15 protein-coding genes are annotated in these 16054 nt (G+C 55.2%); 3 read left to right on the forward strand and 12 right to left on the reverse strand.

What is annotated here, in order from left to right; genetic code table 11:
* The 4 genes from KVG88_RS14030 to KVG88_RS14045 form a co-directional block, all read right to left on the reverse strand.
* The gene (locus KVG88_RS14030; RefSeq protein WP_217871793.1) at positions 1-888 is read right to left on the reverse strand and encodes a transketolase; all 888 of its coding nucleotides are present in this window, start codon (positions 886-888) and stop codon (positions 1-3) included.
* 105 nt (positions 889-993) lie between these two features.
* Entirely contained in the window at positions 994-2085 is a 1092-nt protein-coding gene (locus KVG88_RS14035; protein ID WP_217871794.1) for a glycerol dehydrogenase, read from the reverse strand.
* A 128-nt stretch (positions 2086-2213) separates the two neighbouring features.
* On the reverse strand, positions 2214-2906 hold the full coding sequence (locus KVG88_RS14040) for an SDR family NAD(P)-dependent oxidoreductase (RefSeq protein ID WP_217871795.1): 693 nt from the start codon (positions 2904-2906) through the stop codon (positions 2214-2216).
* Positions 2907-2935: 29 nt separating this feature from the next.
* Positions 2936-3736, reverse strand: coding sequence for a shikimate dehydrogenase family protein (locus KVG88_RS14045; RefSeq protein ID WP_217871796.1), 801 nt, complete (start codon positions 3734-3736; stop codon positions 2936-2938).
* Between the two features lie 64 nt (positions 3737-3800).
* Between KVG88_RS14045 and KVG88_RS14050 the strand changes: the two genes are divergently transcribed.
* Together KVG88_RS14050 and KVG88_RS14055 are read left to right on the forward strand one after the other, a co-directional pair.
* A complete protein-coding gene (locus KVG88_RS14050; protein WP_225933985.1) occupies positions 3801-4613 on the forward strand; it encodes a GntR family transcriptional regulator in 813 nt (270 codons plus the stop codon).
* Between the two features lie 541 nt (positions 4614-5154).
* Positions 5155-6072 (forward strand): helix-turn-helix transcriptional regulator, encoded by a 918-nt coding sequence (locus KVG88_RS14055; RefSeq protein WP_217871797.1) that lies wholly within the window; start codon positions 5155-5157, stop codon positions 6070-6072.
* Positions 6073-6827: 755 nt separating this feature from the next.
* On the opposite strand, the gene KVG88_RS14060 is transcribed toward KVG88_RS14055, so the two are convergent.
* Positions 6828-7388 carry a YbhB/YbcL family Raf kinase inhibitor-like protein gene (locus tag KVG88_RS14060; RefSeq protein WP_217871798.1) on the reverse strand — a complete coding sequence of 187 codons (561 nt, stop codon included), beginning with the start codon at positions 7386-7388 and terminating at the stop codon, positions 6828-6830.
* Positions 7389-7841: 453 nt separating this feature from the next.
* Here KVG88_RS14060 and KVG88_RS14065 point away from each other — a divergent pair, with 453 nt between their 5' ends.
* Positions 7842-8774, forward strand: coding sequence for a LysR family transcriptional regulator (locus KVG88_RS14065; protein ID WP_217871799.1), 933 nt, complete (start codon positions 7842-7844; stop codon positions 8772-8774).
* Positions 8775-9228: 454 nt separating this feature from the next.
* Here the strand turns inward: KVG88_RS14065 and KVG88_RS14070 are convergent, their stop codons facing one another.
* The 7 genes from KVG88_RS14070 to KVG88_RS14100 all read right to left on the reverse strand — a co-directional run bounded on the left by KVG88_RS14070 (position 9229) and on the right by KVG88_RS14100 (position 16001).
* Entirely contained in the window at positions 9229-10197 is a 969-nt protein-coding gene (locus KVG88_RS14070) for a GTP 3',8-cyclase MoaA (protein WP_217871800.1), read from the reverse strand.
* On the reverse strand, positions 10194-10526 hold the full coding sequence (locus KVG88_RS14075) for a putative quinol monooxygenase (protein ID WP_217871801.1): 333 nt from the start codon (positions 10524-10526) through the stop codon (positions 10194-10196). The genes KVG88_RS14070 and KVG88_RS14075 overlap by 4 nt, the downstream gene beginning before the upstream one ends.
* A 28-nt stretch (positions 10527-10554) precedes the next feature.
* Positions 10555-11754 carry an XdhC family protein gene (locus KVG88_RS14080; protein ID WP_217871802.1) on the reverse strand — a complete coding sequence of 400 codons (1200 nt, stop codon included), beginning with the start codon at positions 11752-11754 and terminating at the stop codon, positions 10555-10557.
* Positions 11755-11767: 13 nt separating this feature from the next.
* Positions 11768-12988: a cytochrome c gene (locus tag KVG88_RS14085; protein WP_217871803.1), complete on the reverse strand. Its 1221-nt coding sequence runs from the start codon at positions 12986-12988 to the stop codon at positions 11768-11770.
* A 10-nt stretch (positions 12989-12998) separates the two neighbouring features.
* On the reverse strand, positions 12999-15191 hold the full coding sequence (locus tag KVG88_RS14090; RefSeq protein WP_217871804.1) for a xanthine dehydrogenase family protein molybdopterin-binding subunit: 2193 nt from the start codon (positions 15189-15191) through the stop codon (positions 12999-13001).
* A 20-nt stretch (positions 15192-15211) separates the two neighbouring features.
* On the reverse strand, positions 15212-15664 hold the full coding sequence (locus KVG88_RS14095) for a (2Fe-2S)-binding protein (RefSeq protein WP_217871805.1): 453 nt from the start codon (positions 15662-15664) through the stop codon (positions 15212-15214).
* A 106-nt stretch (positions 15665-15770) separates the two neighbouring features.
* Positions 15771-16001, reverse strand: a complete 231-nt coding sequence (locus tag KVG88_RS14100) for a hypothetical protein (protein WP_217871806.1) — start codon at positions 15999-16001, stop codon at positions 15771-15773.
* Positions 16002-16054 lie beyond the last annotated feature (53 nt).

Here is a 16054-nt window from a genome sequence, read left to right on the forward strand (position 1 = left end):
TCAGATCTCCATGGCTTCAATTTCAGCGATTGCGCGTTTGGCGTCTTCCGGGTCGAGGTAACCGAGGTGCCAGCCGGGTTCGGTTTCCATGTAGGAAACGCCTTTGCCTTTGACGGTTTTGGCGATAATGCACACCGGCTTGTCACGGGCCTCATCGGCTTTGACACGGCGCAGGGTTTCGGTTACTTCGGCGATGTTGTGGCCGTCGATGACGTGCACTTCCCAACCGAAGGCACGCCATTTTTCGTCCAGCGGTTCGATACCGATCACGTCGTCAACCGAGCCGTCGAGCTGGAAACCGTTGCGGTCGACAATCGCGATCAAGTTATTGGCTTTGTGATGGGCTGCGCTCATCGCGGCTTCCCAGACCTGGCCTTCCTGCATTTCGCCGTCTCCGAGCATGACAAACACGTCGTAGACTTCGCCGGTGAATCGCTGTGCCAGGCACATGCCCAGGCCGCCGGAGAGGGCGTGACCGATGGAGCCGGAAGAGAAGTCGATGCCGGGCACCTTGCGCATGTCAGGGTGATCGCCCAAAGGGCTGCCCAAGCGGGTGTATTCATCGAGCCATTCCTTGGGGAATACGCCAAGGTCCGCCAGGATCGGGAACTGTCCTACGGCAGCGTGGCCCTTGCCCATCAGGAAGCGGTCGCGCCCCGGCCATTTCGGTTCGTCGGGGCGAATGGTCATCACGTCGTAGTACAGCGCGGAGAACAATTCGGCGGCGGAAAACACCGAGGTGTAGTGCCCGGTCTTGGCGATTTCAATTAGGCGAATTGTTTCAAGACGAACGAATTTCGCTCGGTCTTTCAACTTGATAACAGTCTCGGCGGAAGGCACAAAGTTACTGGCTTTCCACTGTTCGAGTGTTTTGCGGGGTGCAGACATCTCTACCTCCAATCACAGGCATTAATTTGTTGAAGTTGAATCTCAGTGGCGGGGTTTGAACGTCACACGGATATTGGTGGGTTCAACGGCGCTTTTGAGTAGTGCTCAGTGGGTCAGGTCTTCCAGTGCGCGCATCGCCCCGATCAGTTCGTCGCACGACAGTGCGTCGCCCGATACCGAGAGGAAATTGCGAGCGTGAGGCGCTTTCAAGGTGGGCTCGGCCACTTGCATCAACACCGAATCATCGATGCTGAGTACGCCCAGTTCGGCCAAGTTGCGGGGCAGGCCGATGCGTTGATAGAAGCTCAACATGTCACCCATGAGTTCGGCATTGCGATCTTCAAGCACTAACTGCACGAGCAAGCCATAAGCTACTTGCCAGCCGTGAACCTGCTGTTGCGCACCGGGGATTTTCGACAGGCCGCGCGTCATCGCGTGGGCAATGGACAGGCCGCCGCTTTCGAACCCTAGGCCGCTCATCAACAGCACCGCTTCAATCAAGTGATCAAAGGCAACCGTTACCTCGCCAGTGCCGGCCTGCGCCAGCGCCGGTTCGGCGTATTGTCGAACGATGTGGTAGCACTCGCGCGCCAGGACCAAGCCCGAGAGCGCCGGGCGGGCGCCAAACATATTCACGCCACCGGACTTATAGCACTGCTCGGCTTCGAACTTTTTGGTCAGCGCATCGGCAATCCCGGCTAGCAAAAACTGACGAGGTGCCTGGGCAATCAGTGAGGTGTCCACTAACACGTAGCGAGGGCTGACGAGCAGGTGACCTACTTCACTGAGTTGATGATGAGCGTCGTAGACCACATAGTTTTTCGACGTGGGTGCATCGTTGGAGGCCACCGTCGGCATGGTAATTAGTGTACGACCCGAGGTGTGGGCGAGGGCTTTGCCGGCGTCGATGCATTTGCCGCCACCGACTGCGAGGATCATGTCGAACCCGACCTCTGCAGTCGACGCTCTCAAGGCAGCTATTCCGTCCGCGGTGATCTCGCCGTCGAACGTGATGTAGTGCAACTCGACGTCGGATTGCGCACAAGTGTCATCGAGTCGTTGGCGGATCAGACCTAGCACATAGCTGTCGATCACCACCACGGCCCTGCGTCCGCAGTGCGCCAGATAAGTGCCCGCTTGGGCGAGCACTTCAGTGCCCTGGATGTAGCGTCCGGGCGAGCCAAAAACCAGATTCATTCAGCACCTCTCACTTCACTGCGTATTGTTATCCGAAGCTCTACGGCAGATTGCCGAGTGCTCGATCTTGTTTGATGCATGATATATGATGTTTTTAGGTGGTCAAGTACTCAATCGACGAGATGACGTCAGGCGACCGAATACCCTCCATCGACCGGAAGCGTCGTGCCCGTCACGTAGCGTGCATCTTCAGAGACCAGGAAGGCGATCACATTGGCCACGTCTTGTGGCGCGCCCCAAGTTTTCATCGGAATACGCGCCATGATCCCTACCGAGCGTGCCGGATCTTCAAAGGCTCGCCGCGACAGGTTGGTGAGAATCCAACCCGGCGCAACGGCATTCGCGCGCACGCCATCGGTCGCCCAGGCCACGGCCATGCAGCGCGTCAGCTCTGAGATGGCGGCTTTACTCGACGCGTAGGCGGGGGTCTTCGCGGAACCAAAAATCCCATGCATCGAGGCAAAGTTCACCACCGCACCGCGAGCGGCTTTCAGGCCGGGGAGAGCAGCGTTGGTGATGCGCATCACGGCCGTGAGGTTGACGTCCATGACACGGCTGAAGCCGTCCAACTCCCACTCATGGTTGTGGTCAATGATGCCGGCGGCATTGACGATGGCGTCGACTCGCTCGAACTGCTCGAAGAAGCGCGTCACCGCCTCGTCGTTGATGACGTCCAGTTCCTGATAATGGATGCCCTCTACTCGCTGCTCGGGTTCGCCGAGCCCGACGGTGAACACTTCATAGCCGTCGGCGTGCAGGCGTTGTGCCGTGGCCAGGCCGATGCCGGAGCCACCGCCGGTGACGATTGCAATTTTTTTCATGGTATTTCCTTTACACAGAGAAGGGAGTGTCAAACGCCGGTTTTGGAAAACAAAAACTCGGCCAGTAGATCGATCTGGCCGGTGACCATGTGCGCACCTTTATGGATGACGCAGCCACGCTCGGCGGCAGCGCTTAGCAGCGGCGTGATGTCAGGGTTCATCACCACTTCGCCGACTACAGTGCCGGGTGCGAGTGTCTCGACGGGCAGCGGTAACGGGTCCTGAGTTTTAAGGCCCAAAGCGGTGCCGTTGATCACAACATCGAAACCAGTGGCGTCGGCTGCCCCGGCATTGATCTGCCGACCGGGGAACATTTGGCGCATCTCTTGGGCCAGCGCTTCGGCCTTGGCCGGCGTGCGGTTGCTGATCACCAGTTCTTGAATAGCTTCGGCAAGCAACGCATGGGCAATGCCGGTCGCGGCGCCACCCGCTCCCAGCAACAGCACGCGTTTTTCAGTCAGGTCATGGCCCTGCTTTTTCAGGCCGGCGACAAAGCCGTCGCCATCGAACATGCGCCCGCTGAAGCGGCCGTCTGGCAGGCGTTTGGCGACGTTGCATACTTGCAACAGACTGGCCGTGCCTTTGAGTTCATCGCACAATTTCGCAACTTCAAGCTTGTGCGGCACGGTGACAATCACTCCCGCCAGATTTTCTATCCCGCGCAAACCTTCCCATGCTTTGGGGAGGTTGGCCGGTGAGACTTCCCAGGGCACCAGCACGCCGTCATGGCCCAGCCGCTCCAGCAGCGGGTTGAAAAATTCGGGGGTGCGCAGGTGCTTGGCAGGGTATGTCAGATGAACCACGATTCGGGTTTTACCGGTGATAGGCATTGCTTTTTTCCCTTATAATTTTGTTGTGATATATGATATATCCTCAAAGCGAGAGTTCGTCAAGATGGTGATGCATCTCAGGTGCAGTAGCGGTAGTAAGCCGATGATGTATGATGCGTTATCAGCGCTTGAGGCCTGCAGGTCAGTCAAGCTGCCAAGCCGGCGCACCTTTATTGAATCTGGAGATCGAGTAACCGTGACCGTGCATAAGCCCATTGATAAAGGCAACTTGAGCGAACAGGTGTATTCCATTATTCGCACCGCGTTGATGGACGGGCAGTACCAACCCGGCGACCGGCTGCGCATTAGTAAGTTGGCCGAGGAATTCGGTGTGTCGATCACCCCTGTGCGGGAAGCAATCTTCCGTCTGGTCAGCGACCATGCGCTGGACATGAAAGCGGCGACCTCGATCTATGTGCCGGAGCTGACGGTCAGTCAACTGCGTGAAATCCAGTTAATCCGCCATTTGCTTGAAGGCGAGGCAGCAGGCGTGGCCGCCCAGCGCATTACTCGGCCCGAAATCGAAAAGCTCGAAGCGATTCAGGATGCTTTTCAAAAGGCCGTCGCGGTCGACTACAAGCAAGCAGCGTTGCTCAACCGGGAGTTTCACTTTGGTTTGATTTCTGCGGCGCGGATGCCCGTGGTGTCGAAAACCCTGGAAAACATGTGGGTCATCATGGGGCCGCTGCTCAGCAGGTTCCATGCCGAGGTGCCCAAGCGAGAGTTGGCCAGCGCCAAACACAAGCATTTCGAAGTGCTAGACGGCTTGCGTACCCGTGACTCGGCCAAAGCCAAAGAAGCTATGCAGGCCGATATCGCTTGGGGCGAGTTGATGATCGATTGGCTGGAAAAAAAGGAAACCTTCGCTGAGGCATAACCACCGCGCCGCTATCGGATCATGCTGCAGCTGCGGGCCGAGCTCCACGTCAGGAGCCTAAGGCGCTGTCGTTTTATGGCTGGTCGAACGGGTTGGACATTGGATCGTTCAGTCGACAATCCACTTGCTACTTTCGCCACCTAGCTTGAGCGCCTGCAAGGTTTGGTGAAGGTGACTGAAATCGAAGTCCCAACGTTTGGGAACGGTCACGCTACCGTTGAGCACGTCTTGGAACAGGCGTTTCTCTGTAGCTGTCGATCACTGCGGCTCGTGTGGGCATTGAAGCAGGGGCAGCATGATTTTTCAACGGCAAGATGTAGTCTGCACTGATACCCGCGGGGGTTGGAATGGACCTGAGCATCCATGTCTTCGCCCGAAGGATAACGCTCGCGGTAAATAGATGGAGTGTGTGAGGTCAGGTGGTCGTAATGACCTCGTGGTCTAAGATCGAAGCGAAAAAGTAGAGTGCAGGTTCACCGATCAAGTGGGTTGTGCTATCTGCCCCCCCCCCCCATCTGCTCTTAGTGCGAGGAAGGTCACCATGAGTTGCAATGAAATTCAACCGACTGGATCAGGGGCGAGCGTACGCATCACTCAATCAAGGCAGCTGCATTTCCGCAAGGTTCACCTAAAGGCTTCCACGTTGCTGGCTGTCCGAAGTGGACAAAAGTGTTTACGTTGGGCGGGTAAAGAGGTCTTAGTTCAAGAGGGGGATCTAGTTGCCTTTGCGGCTGGACAAACTTTTGATGAGATTAATACACCTTGCGCGTCAGGTGGTGTATATAAAGCTGAATGGCTAATTTGTGAAGATGATGTTGTGAGAGACTTTCTTGAGCGTAGACCGACGGGGCAACGTATAGCCGAATTAAAGGTAATACACCCGGATTACTCAGCAATGCTCGATTCTTTTAACCATGCTTGCGCAGGCGTCAAGTCCAAGAGTGAGTTTCCTAGCGAGGTTGTCCGTTCTAGGTTATTTGAATTGCTCGCTTGGCTTGATCACCACGGTGGCTATTTTAGCCTTAGTTATATAAGCAATGTCAGCCTAAAAGTGAGACTGTTGATTAATAGCAACCCAGGGGAAGGGTGGACGGCTACTGACGTTGCTCAGAAGTTGGGAATGAGCGTGGCCACGATGAGGCGTAGGTTGGTCACGGAAGGCACGCATTTCCAAGAACTACTCACAGATGTCCGTATGTCTCGAGCATTGACTCTGCTTCAGTTTACCGATTTTCCAATCACTTCCGTTGCCTGCGAGGTGGGATACGAATGTAGTTCACGCTTTTCATTTCGTTTTCGTAAAAAGTTCGGACTTAACCCTTCAGGGATTCGATCTGTGAACAATTTGGTCACGGACGAGGAGAGTAGTGGTCTGATAAACACCAATACCCATCTGGACGGAAATGCTCGCCAGATAACGGTGTCAGATGACTACGAAACGAGTTTTATTTTTTGCTGAATTGAAACGCGAGGCTGCCGAGTTTATAATTATGTCTTAATCTAATGGCGAGAAGATGGTAGCCGCATAGCGAATCTCGGAAGCCGGAACATCAAAACATTGAAAAGTTGCTGTCTCAGGTGGCTCGTCTTAAGCTGAAGAAGTCGGTATTCAATAAGTCTATCGTGCTCTTAATTTCGGAAGATCACTAACGTTCGCACTGATTTGTAATGTCGGCGTTCAAATAGTTGTAGATTAGCTGTACAACGTGATTCAAGATCGTCTGGTCTTGTTACTGCGCCTATAGTCAGTCTAGGGAGTGAACTACTGATCTTAAGCGACTTTAGCTGCGCCGCCTGGTTGTCTATGAACTGTTCACACACACACTGTGTAGTACAGTGGCCAGCTGTAGCATAATCTGTGTTATGCCTAAAGATGCAGAGCAGCGTGGCGTTTCTAGGTCCGCAATTTTAGGCGCTAGCTACCAATCGTGAGCATACAGCGAGCATGCAAATAAAAACTACGGCGGACCGGCTAGAGATCCCGGAAAACTTGAATCGTGGGATTGAAAGCTGAGTAGATGCCTTCCACGGGCTACCGAACGATTCAGAAACTCTATCGGTACAACAGTCATATCCTAATAAATCGATACAATTGGATTCGATCTTATCAATTCAACGGTGGGCTGGCGCCAGCTCAGGTCGAGTCAAGTGCGGGATTAAATTACCACTGCAGAGTGTACTTAAGGGTAGGGGGGCACCCTGCAGATATAGTTTTTACCGTCCTTGGGCAATTGTTAATTTGGCTTCCCCAATGGCATTAGCTTTAGTGAAGTATCCCACCAGTGCAGGTGTGGATTCAGCACTCACATGAGGCAGCACATCTATTTTCAGGGCGGTTAGAGTTATTTCAAAATTATGTGTCGATCCCTTAGGCGGGCAAGGTCCTCCGTAGCCAGATACACCAAAATCAGTTCGTGACTGAAGAGCGCCTTTAGGTAAATTTTTGCCACTCGCATCAATGCCAGTGGGAAGGCTATTCACCGAGGCCGGTATATTTGCAACAACCCAATGTGTCCAGCCTATTCCCGTTGGTGCATCGCGGTCGTAGATGGTAAGAACAAAGCTTTTGGTTCCAGCAGGGGCGTTACTCCAAGAAAATGATGGTGTAACATTTTTGCCGGTACAACCAAAGCCGTAGGGTTCACTCAACATGTTCGCTTCGTTGAACGCACCATTTTCAAGTTCTGCACTTCGAATAGTGAACGATTCAGCAAAAGCTAACGCTGATGTTCCAGCGAGAATAATGCTCACAGCGGTGGTTTGCAGTTGTCTCATTTATGCATACTCTAGGTTTGTGGAGTCAATATCCTAAATCTCATACGGTTTAGCATTGAGTTATATTCGTCAGATTTTATGCCAAAACGATCATTCTGGCGGTGCAGAAATAAGGAGCCGATCAACACTCCTCACGTGATTAAACGGCCGAAAAATTTCAGGAGTTTCACTTGGCCGATGCGTCGTCAGACGTGTCAGAGCTTCTCTAGGTTGGGTTTCAAGGATATCTACCAGTTAGAGTTATTTTGTATTACTAGATAATTCATGTGCTGTAGCCCCACGATTGGCGATTGGCGATTGGCGATTGGCGATTGGCGATTGGGATTAGTGATGTGCCTTAGTTCCAAAAATATTTGTCGTCTAGCATCTGCTTACAGGTTGCGCTGACTATATTCATGGCTCCATCAGCGATAGAATCGCACAAGGGAAATGAATTATTCTTTGGAGGTTCAAGTGAGTCGTCGATTCGATTATCTCGCTGACGTCGAGGTGTTTGTAACCTCGGTGGATAAGGGGTCTATGAGCGCAGGTGCTGTAGCGCTGGCGACTACCGCCTCGGTTGTCAGCCGAGCGATTTCCCGACTGGAGTCTCGTCTGGGGGTGCAGTTATTGCGACGCACCACGCGGCGACTGAGCCTGACCGAAGCGGGTCAACTTTACCTCGAACAGTCGCGTGCGGCTTTCGCACTGATCGATGATGCGGAGCGGGCAATGCGGGGGCAGGAGGGCGCGCTCAATGGCCTTGTACGGCTCAGCGTACCTACTACCTACGGACACTATCGACTGCCGGCATTGCTGAGCCGCTTTACCCAACAGTCTCCTTTTGTTCGCATCGAGTTGAACATCATCAATCGCAATGTTGACCTGGTGGCTGAAGGCTACGACTTGGCTATCCGTCTTGGGCAATTACCTGACAGTGGTCTCATTGGGCGAAAACTTGAAGATGCGCGCCTATGTCTGGTTGCCGCACCGAGTTACCTGGATCGCGCCGGCATACCGCAACGCGTGGAAGATTTGGCGTCACATGCGTGCCTGCCCTTTGTCATGCCCAGCAGCGGGCGGGTCGGGCCTTGGCTATTTCGTGAACAAGGGATCGATTGTGAGTTGATACCAGAAGCATCAGTTCAAGTGTCTGACGACGTACTGGGTATTGTGTCGTTGGCTGAGCATGGCTTGGGTATCTGCCAGACCTACGATTTTATCGTCCGTGATCGAATTAGAACGGGGCGTTTGGTGCCGCTGCTCGAAAAGTCGGGGGGACGCTCCAGACCATTCTCGGTGATTTATCCTCCCCATCGGCAATTGTCGGCAGCAGCCCGTGCATTGATCGACTTTTTGACCCGAGAGGTGGCGGATCAGTCCCGATCCAATTCTTCCGGCCTATAACTTACATTCCATCGCTTTTCAATCATGTAATCGTGGCAACACTGGGCGAAGGCTTTATAAATCAATGCTCTTAGATCTCGCTGAGTCATTAGCGCATGCAAGTTTAGATGCTGTACGTTTCTCGAGCATTGCCTCTACATTGTAAACAATACTATGTGTCTGCATTAACTACCGAAATGAGACCTCTTCATTGGAGTCTGGGGTCGCTGTCAAACTCAAGGGTTTTGGGGGGGATATGAGACTTAACTTCCAGCCACCTTGCGCCTTGGGCTGTGTTGCACGGGGGGTGTTGGGGAATGGCTCTACTGTCTTGCATGTGTTTACCAGCCTAAAAGGACGGCTGCTAGGTAGGCTATCACCAACAAAGGGAGGCGCAAGATGTTAGAACTTGAGCGCTTTTAGGCAATGTGAAATTTTCTGGAAGCGGATGAGTTTTAAAGTGTGGCGAGCAACCTTACCCGCCCACTGACTTCATGATGAGTGCGCTGCCGGTAAACTCAGTCTCCTGTTTGTCCGCTAGGGCATAGGCTAGTAACTTCTCCAGTTGCGAGTTGGTATGATTTTCAGGCTGCTGCAACAGGTCTCCTATGTAGTGGCCGCGATTCGACGATAGGCATCCGTATAACCAGCCAGTAGATGATAGACGCAGACGATTGCAACTTCGGCAGAACGGAGCGCTTTCATTAGCAATGATTCCAAAAGTTCCCAGATCGCCCACTTTGTATCGGAGCGCGGTGGAATCCTTAGGCGCGCCGACCGGCACGAATTCAAAGCGCTTTTTGACAAGATCCAATAGCTCCCCATGCCCCACGTAACGATTACGAAAGGCCCTGGGGTTTTCCGCCAGATGGCCCATGCGCATCAGTTCTATAAAGCGCAGCTCGTAACCTTGTTCCAAGCAGAATTGCAGCATCGGTAGGACCTGATCCAGATTTAGGTCTTGCATGGGGACCATATTGATTTTGATCGCGATGCCGGCTTTCCGCGCCTGTTCTAATCCCAGCAAGATGCTATTCAGATCGCCCCCTCTGGCGATGTGTCCAAAGGTGTCGGGATTGAGCGTATCGAGCGAAACGTTAAGTCGCCGGACACCGGCGCGCACTAACAGTGGTAGTTTACGCGTAAGTAGCTGACCATTGGTGGTGAGGCTGATGTCCCCCAATCCCAGCGTGTCCAACCCTAGGAGAAAAGGTTCGAGCCTGTCACTGAGTAAAGGTTCGCCACCGGTAATGCGCAGGGCATTTATACCGGCGACGTTCTTCAATAGCCTGACGGCGCTGAGCATGGCTTGAGCTGTCAGCTCGTCACGCGCCGCGACCAGACGCCGACCATCTGCCACACAATAGGTGCAGGCAAAGTTGCAGGCAGCCGTGAGACTCAGCCGAAGCTTACGAAAACGTCGGCCATGTCGGTCGATATTCAACTCATGTTGCCTGAGCTGGACAGTGATTCCGGACTGTTAGGAATCTCCTCCAGGAGGAGCACCTTGCGGTCGATCAGCATATCGATAAGGGCATCGGACAGTGTTTTGTAATGGTGCATCTGACGATGTAAATCTATCGCTTCTCGACTACTCCAGCGTTCGAAGAACACGAACTGCCCCGGTTGATCGATGCTTCGATGCAGTGTGTACGCTAGGCAGCCAGCTTCGGCTCTCGATGGTTGGATGCAGGCGCGCAATATCTGTTCGACCTGATCCTCTTTCCCTTCCCGCGCCAGCAGTACCGCAACTACTCGTATTTCATGGTTCATGATGAATTATTCCTTGTTAGATGAATCGTCAACGATTTATGGCGAATGGCTGATGGACCTCTTCGCTAACTTCTCTTTTAACTAGGCTGCTGACGGCAAACGAATCTATGTCATGGATCTTTGTAGGCCTAAGCCGTAAATGTCCGCCTGATCTGCCACTTAGACTTGCCTGGATCTCCGCCAGTACAGCTATGGCTACGCTTTCCGGGGTATCTCCGCCCAGGTCCAACCCAATGGGGTAGTGCAGAAGGTCGAGCGTTGACAGCGCTCCCCGGCGGCTAGTGATATCGGTGAGTAGGCGTTCGGTTCTGTCGCGGGGGCCCAACTGGCCAATGTAGCTTGGCTGGCACTGCAGTACGCCATCTAGCCAATGCGCATCCTGAATCAGACTGTGGGTCATAATGGCCACCGCGGCCTGTTCAACCAGTTCGCCATAGGCAAATGGACGGCTGATATCGCCCACCATTACGAGGTCGGCCTCGGGGAAACGCTCAGGGCGCGCGAAATGTGCCCGGCTATCGACCACTGACACATGCCAACCCAGCATTTTCGCCATGCGCACGAGAGGTTGAGCGTCATGACCTCCGCCAAAAATCACCAACCGGCGAGCAGGAGGCAGGTATTCCAGGAATACCTCGATCTTTTCATGGCCATCGATGTAGTGGTGCAGAGAGGATTTCTTCTGCTGCAGAACCTTTTGCAAATCGGTGCCGATCTGACCGGCGAGAGCGTTGCGAGGTATATCGCCCGTGACCGTTTGCCCCGACATCAGTAACAAGCGTTCACCCGTCACGTGCAACCCCAGTGGATGACTGGCAATGACCGTCGCGAGTGCGGCGGGCTGCCGCGAATCGCGTACCTGCTTCAATGCGTCGGTCAGTAAGCAAGGAGCGCTGCAGGACATACGCTCGAACAGGACGTGTACCTTGCCATTACAGCCTAGGCCGAAACTTAGTGCCTCATCGCTATCATCATCTTCGATGGCTGTGCTGTAGCTGCGCACCACCGGCCCGGACTCCGTCAGCCACCAAGCTTTTTTTGCCACAGCCGCTTCCAGGCAGCCGCCACTGATGGTTCCTTCGGCGCGTCCAAAACACGAAACCAGCATACGAGCGCCCGTGCGCCGGTAAGCGGACCCTTCGACCTTGACGACGGTGGCCAGGACACAATCCTGGCCACCGTCTTGTGCTGTCTGCAATGCATCGAGCAGCGCGTCTATACTTGACATGGTCAACCTCCAGTCAATGCAGGGACTCGGTGCGTCGCTTGGCGACCGCTTGTTCAGATACGTGCGCCTCATTGTTACCGAAGCGGCTGAGGATCAGGCGCGACAATGCCGCAAGTTCCTGATCGTTATAGAGGGTGCCAAACGATGGCATCCGACGATCAACTGGTGTATCTCGTGAGCCGTGCCCACTGAGCAGCATACCCAACAGATTACTGGCTGCAGGATCATTGACGGTCTTCAGCCCGATCAGCGTGGCTGCCAGACTCTGGTTGCCGCTGCCGTCCCAACGGTGACAGCTGGCACAGGCATCGGCGAACAGCTTGCGGCCCAGCGCGTTGTCATCTCCTTTCTCCGTCATCGTGGTCGGCGCCGGGCGTGCCACCCCTTCGCTGCGCGCCGGTGTGTTCTTCAGGTACACCGCAATCGCCTGCCGATCGGCATCTGTCATGTGGCGCAGACTGTGCTCAACCACTTCGGCCATCGGGCCGCCAGCTACGCCCCAACCAGGCGCCATGCCTTCTTTCAAGTAGTCAGCCAGCACCTCGGTGGGCCAGGCACCGATGCCGTGCACCGGATCGGAACTGATGTTATAGGCATTCCAGCCCTGGATCAGATTGCCAGCCAGGGAACGGTCGCTGCTCACCGCTTGGAACAGGTTGCGCGGGGAGTGACATTCTCCACAGTGTCCAGGCCCCTCCACCAGATATTTGCCACGGTTCCACTCTGTGGAGCGCTGGTTGTCGACCTGAAATTGCTCATCGTCATGAAACAGCAGGTTCCAGAAGAACATTCCCCAGCGTTGGTTGAATGGGAAGCCGATGTCGTTTTCGCGCGCGGCTTGCTGTACCGGCTCCAGGCTGCCGAGGTAGGCCTTGATGGTTAGGATTTCATCGCGAGACATCTTGCTGTAAGACGTGTAAGGGAAAGCCGGGTAATAGTGTTTGCCGTCACGCCCGACACCTTTTTGCAGCGCGCTGACGAACTCGTCGTCAGTCCAGTTGCCGATGCCGGTTTCCTTGTCTGGTGTGATGTTCGGGGAAAATAGCGAGCCGAACGGCAACTTGAACTCGACACCACCGGCAAAAGCTTTGCCACCCGGTACTGTGTGGCAAGCCACACAGTCGGCGGCGCGTGCCAGGTATTCGCCTTGACGGATCAGGTCCTCTTGCGCCTGCGCCGAGTGAGCAACGAGCGTGCCCGTAAAAAACGCCAGCAGGATGTTTGTTAGCTTCATAAAGGTTTCCTTAAACCGGGTAATAGCCCATGCGACTCAGCGGCAGCCGACGGATGCGTTTTCCGCTGGCTGCGAAAAGTGCGTTGACCAAGGCCGGGCCGATCAGGGCGGTGCCGGCTTCACCTATTCCGCCCGGTGTTTCCAAGCTGCTGATCAAGTGCACCTCCACTGGGGGCGCTTCACTGATACGCAACTGCCGGTAGCTATGGAAATTGGTTTGCTGCACCTGGCCGTTCTTGATCAGGATCTCGTTGAACAGTGAGGCGGACAGGCCGAACAACGTCCCGCCTTCGATCTGGGCAGTGACCGAAGTCGGGTTTATGACGAGGCCGCAGTCCACGGCGCTGACTAACCGCTTGATGCGAAACGCCGTCTCGCCCTGCATCTCCAATTCCACCATCGTTGCCACGTAGCTGCCGAACACCGCGCTAACCGCGATGCCTCGCCCTTGCCCGGCGGGTAAGGGTTGACCCCAGCCTGTTTTCTCGGCGAGCAGGCGTAACACTGCCTGCGCGCGAGGCTGGCGCTCCATCAGGCTCAACCGGTAGGTCACCGGATCAGCCTTGGCGTTATGTGCAAGCTCGTCGATAAAGCATTCAAGTGCATAGGTACTGCGTAGCGGGCCGACCCCTCGCCACCAGGAAACAGGCACCACTCCTGGCTCCTCGCGGATATAGCGTACTTGCAAGTTCGGCAGGTGGTAGATGGGCTCCACCGCTACCTCTACGGCATCGGCATCAACACCACTGGACGGTAGGCTACCGATGTAACGCGCGAGCACCGAGGCCCCTGCAATACGGTGCTCCCAGCCGATTGGCCGGCCTTGCTGGTCGAGCGCAGCGTTGAGCCGGTCGGCATACAGAGGTCGGTAGAGGTCGTGGGTCATATCCTCTTCACGACTCCAGATCAGTTTGATCGGGTAATCGACCTGCCGAGCGATGGCAACCGCCTGGGTGATGAAGTCGAAATCCAGCCGCCGGCCGAATGCGCCGCCAATCAACTGGTTATGTACTTGGATCTTGTTCTCGGGCAGTCCGGTGATCCTCGCTGCGGTTTGCTGGGCGAAGACGGGTACCTGCGTTCCAACCCACAAGTCGCAGCCGTCTGGACGCACGTGGGCCACGCAACTGATGGGTTCAAGTGGCGAATGAGACAACATCGCCTGCTCGTAGACGGCCTCGAACTGACTGGCCGATTGTTGCCGGGCCTGCTCGATATCGCCCTCGCGTTTTGCAATGACGCCAGACCGGCTGCTGGCCTCGATCAAGGCTTCATCAAGTTGCGCCGAATCGATGCTGACGTTCGCTCCCAAATCCCACTCGATGCGCAGCGCTTTGAGCGCTTGCTGGCAAGCCCAGAAATTGCTGGCGGTGACCGCGACCGCGTTTTCTAGGCGAACGATATCCCGCACACCGAGTATCTTGCGAGCCTGCTGGTCGTCGACGGAGCGCAGCCGGCCACCGTACACCGGGCAGGTTACGGTGGAGGCAACCAACATGCCGGGGATCTGGAGGTCTATGGTGAAGCGGGCCTTGCCGTTGACCTTTGACGGCGTATCAAGACGCCGCGCCGGGGTTCCCAAAAGCTTGAACTGCTCCGGCGTCTTCAGAGGTACTTCAGTGGGCAGCGGCAGCGTTGCAGCCACTCCGACCAGTTCGCCGTAGCTCGCGTTTTGGCCATTGGGACCAAGCACCCGGCCATTTTCGGCACGGCACAAGCTTGGAGCCACGCGCCAGCGCAGTGCGGCCGCTTGCACGAGCAGGATGCGTGCAGTGGCGCCCGCACGGCGCAACGGCTCCCAAGTATAACGTGTCGATGTGGATCCGCCGGTCGCCTGAAACTGCATCAGCGTGTCGGCATACAGCGCAGTGTTCGGTGGCGCTTCCTGAATGGTTACGTGCTCAAGGCCTACCTCAAGCTCCTCGGCTACCATCATGGCGATGCCAGTCTGCATACCCTGGCCCATTTCGATTTTCGGAGATATCACGGTGACACGGCTATCGTGGCCAACACGCACAAATGCACCAAAACCATCAATGGACTGATCGCCCAACCGGCCTGCAGTGGCGGCTTCGGCGGCCACGCTTTTAGACACTAGGGGTGGTAACCAACTACTGAGGATCAGGCCGGTGAGGGCGGTGCTCCCACCCTGCAGGAGGCGGCGACGGGAGATATCAAGTGTGGATTCTTTCTGCATTGGCATTTCGAGTTCTCCTCCCTGTTTCAGCTGCGAGCAACGCTTTTGATGGCAGTGCGGATTCGGGTGTAAGTGGCGCACCGGCAAAGGTTGCCTGCCATTGCAGTATCGATGGCCTGGTCATCCGGCATTGGGTTGTTCTGCAGCAAGGCGGTAGCTGCCATTATTTGCCCGGACTGGCAGTAGCCGCATTGCACGACTTCGTGCTCCAGCCAGGCTCGTTGCACAGCTTGACCCACTGCGGTCTCATCAATGGCTTCGATAGTGGTGATCTGGCGGCCAGCCACCGCGGCGACCGGGATCACGCATGAGCGAATGGGCTGCCCATCGAGATGTACAGTGCAGACGCCGCATTGTGCGATCCCACAACCATACTTAGTCCCGGTCATGTCCAGAACATCGCGTAGTACCCAGAGCAGCGGCATATCCTCAGGTACGTCGACTTGCCTCGACTGTCCATTGATCATCAGCGTTTGCATGTCCTTTCCTCAGGCTAAAAGTGTTGACGCCGAAAACGCTCAATGTCTGTCGCGTCACGACTGAATCGGCATTTAGGATTCATGTGAAACATCAAGGAGATCACCGCTAAGGGCGCTCCAATCGGGAAAGCAGCCACCTGATGAGCGGAAAAGACACGAGCTGGGTCACGGGAACCAGTACCGCGACCTCCACCAGCACCATGAGTGGAAAACTTAAGTGATGGGTGACAGGGCCCAGTAAAGTCAGAACCAGCAAAAGCGTCGGATAAAGGCCGAGATATCCGACCAGAATTCGCCTGGCCGCTGAATCCTGCGGTGGCGGATTGTGTTGTTTCATAGTGTTCTCCTCAGATGCTCGGGCGCTTGCCTGTTCTCGAGGCAAACCAAATT

This window comes from Pseudomonas azerbaijanoccidentalis, assembly GCF_019145495.1.
GTDB lineage: Bacteria > Pseudomonadota > Gammaproteobacteria > Pseudomonadales > Pseudomonadaceae > Aquipseudomonas > Aquipseudomonas azerbaijanoccidentalis.

Coding starts and splice junctions, on each gene's coding strand:
- KVG88_RS14090 (WP_217871804.1), bottom strand. CDS start 15,191: ATGCCAATGCAGAAAGAATCCACACTTGATATCTCCCGTCGCCGCCTC.
- KVG88_RS14060 (WP_217871798.1), bottom strand. CDS start 7,388: ATGAGACAACTGCAAACCACCGCTGTGAGCATTATTCTCGCTGGAACA.
- KVG88_RS14080 (WP_217871802.1), bottom strand. CDS start 11,754: ATGTCAAGTATAGACGCGCTGCTCGATGCATTGCAGACAGCACAAGAC.
- KVG88_RS14100 (WP_217871806.1), bottom strand. CDS start 16,001: ATGAAACAACACAATCCGCCACCGCAGGATTCAGCGGCCAGGCGAATT.
- KVG88_RS14050 (WP_225933985.1), top strand. CDS start 3,801: ATGGTGATGCATCTCAGGTGCAGTAGCGGTAGTAAGCCGATGATGTAT.
- KVG88_RS14045 (WP_217871796.1), bottom strand. CDS start 3,736: ATGCCTATCACCGGTAAAACCCGAATCGTGGTTCATCTGACATACCCT.
- KVG88_RS14030 (WP_217871793.1), bottom strand. CDS start 888: ATGTCTGCACCCCGCAAAACACTCGAACAGTGGAAAGCCAGTAACTTT.
- KVG88_RS14095 (WP_217871805.1), bottom strand. CDS start 15,664: ATGCAAACGCTGATGATCAATGGACAGTCGAGGCAAGTCGACGTACCT.
- KVG88_RS14085 (WP_217871803.1), bottom strand. CDS start 12,988: ATGAAGCTAACAAACATCCTGCTGGCGTTTTTTACGGGCACGCTCGTT.
- KVG88_RS14055 (WP_217871797.1), top strand. CDS start 5,155: ATGAGTTGCAATGAAATTCAACCGACTGGATCAGGGGCGAGCGTACGC.
- KVG88_RS14075 (WP_217871801.1), bottom strand. CDS start 10,526: ATGAACCATGAAATACGAGTAGTTGCGGTACTGCTGGCGCGGGAAGGG.
- KVG88_RS14040 (WP_217871795.1), bottom strand. CDS start 2,906: ATGAAAAAAATTGCAATCGTCACCGGCGGTGGCTCCGGCATCGGCCTG.
- KVG88_RS14035 (WP_217871794.1), bottom strand. CDS start 2,085: ATGAATCTGGTTTTTGGCTCGCCCGGACGCTACATCCAGGGCACTGAA.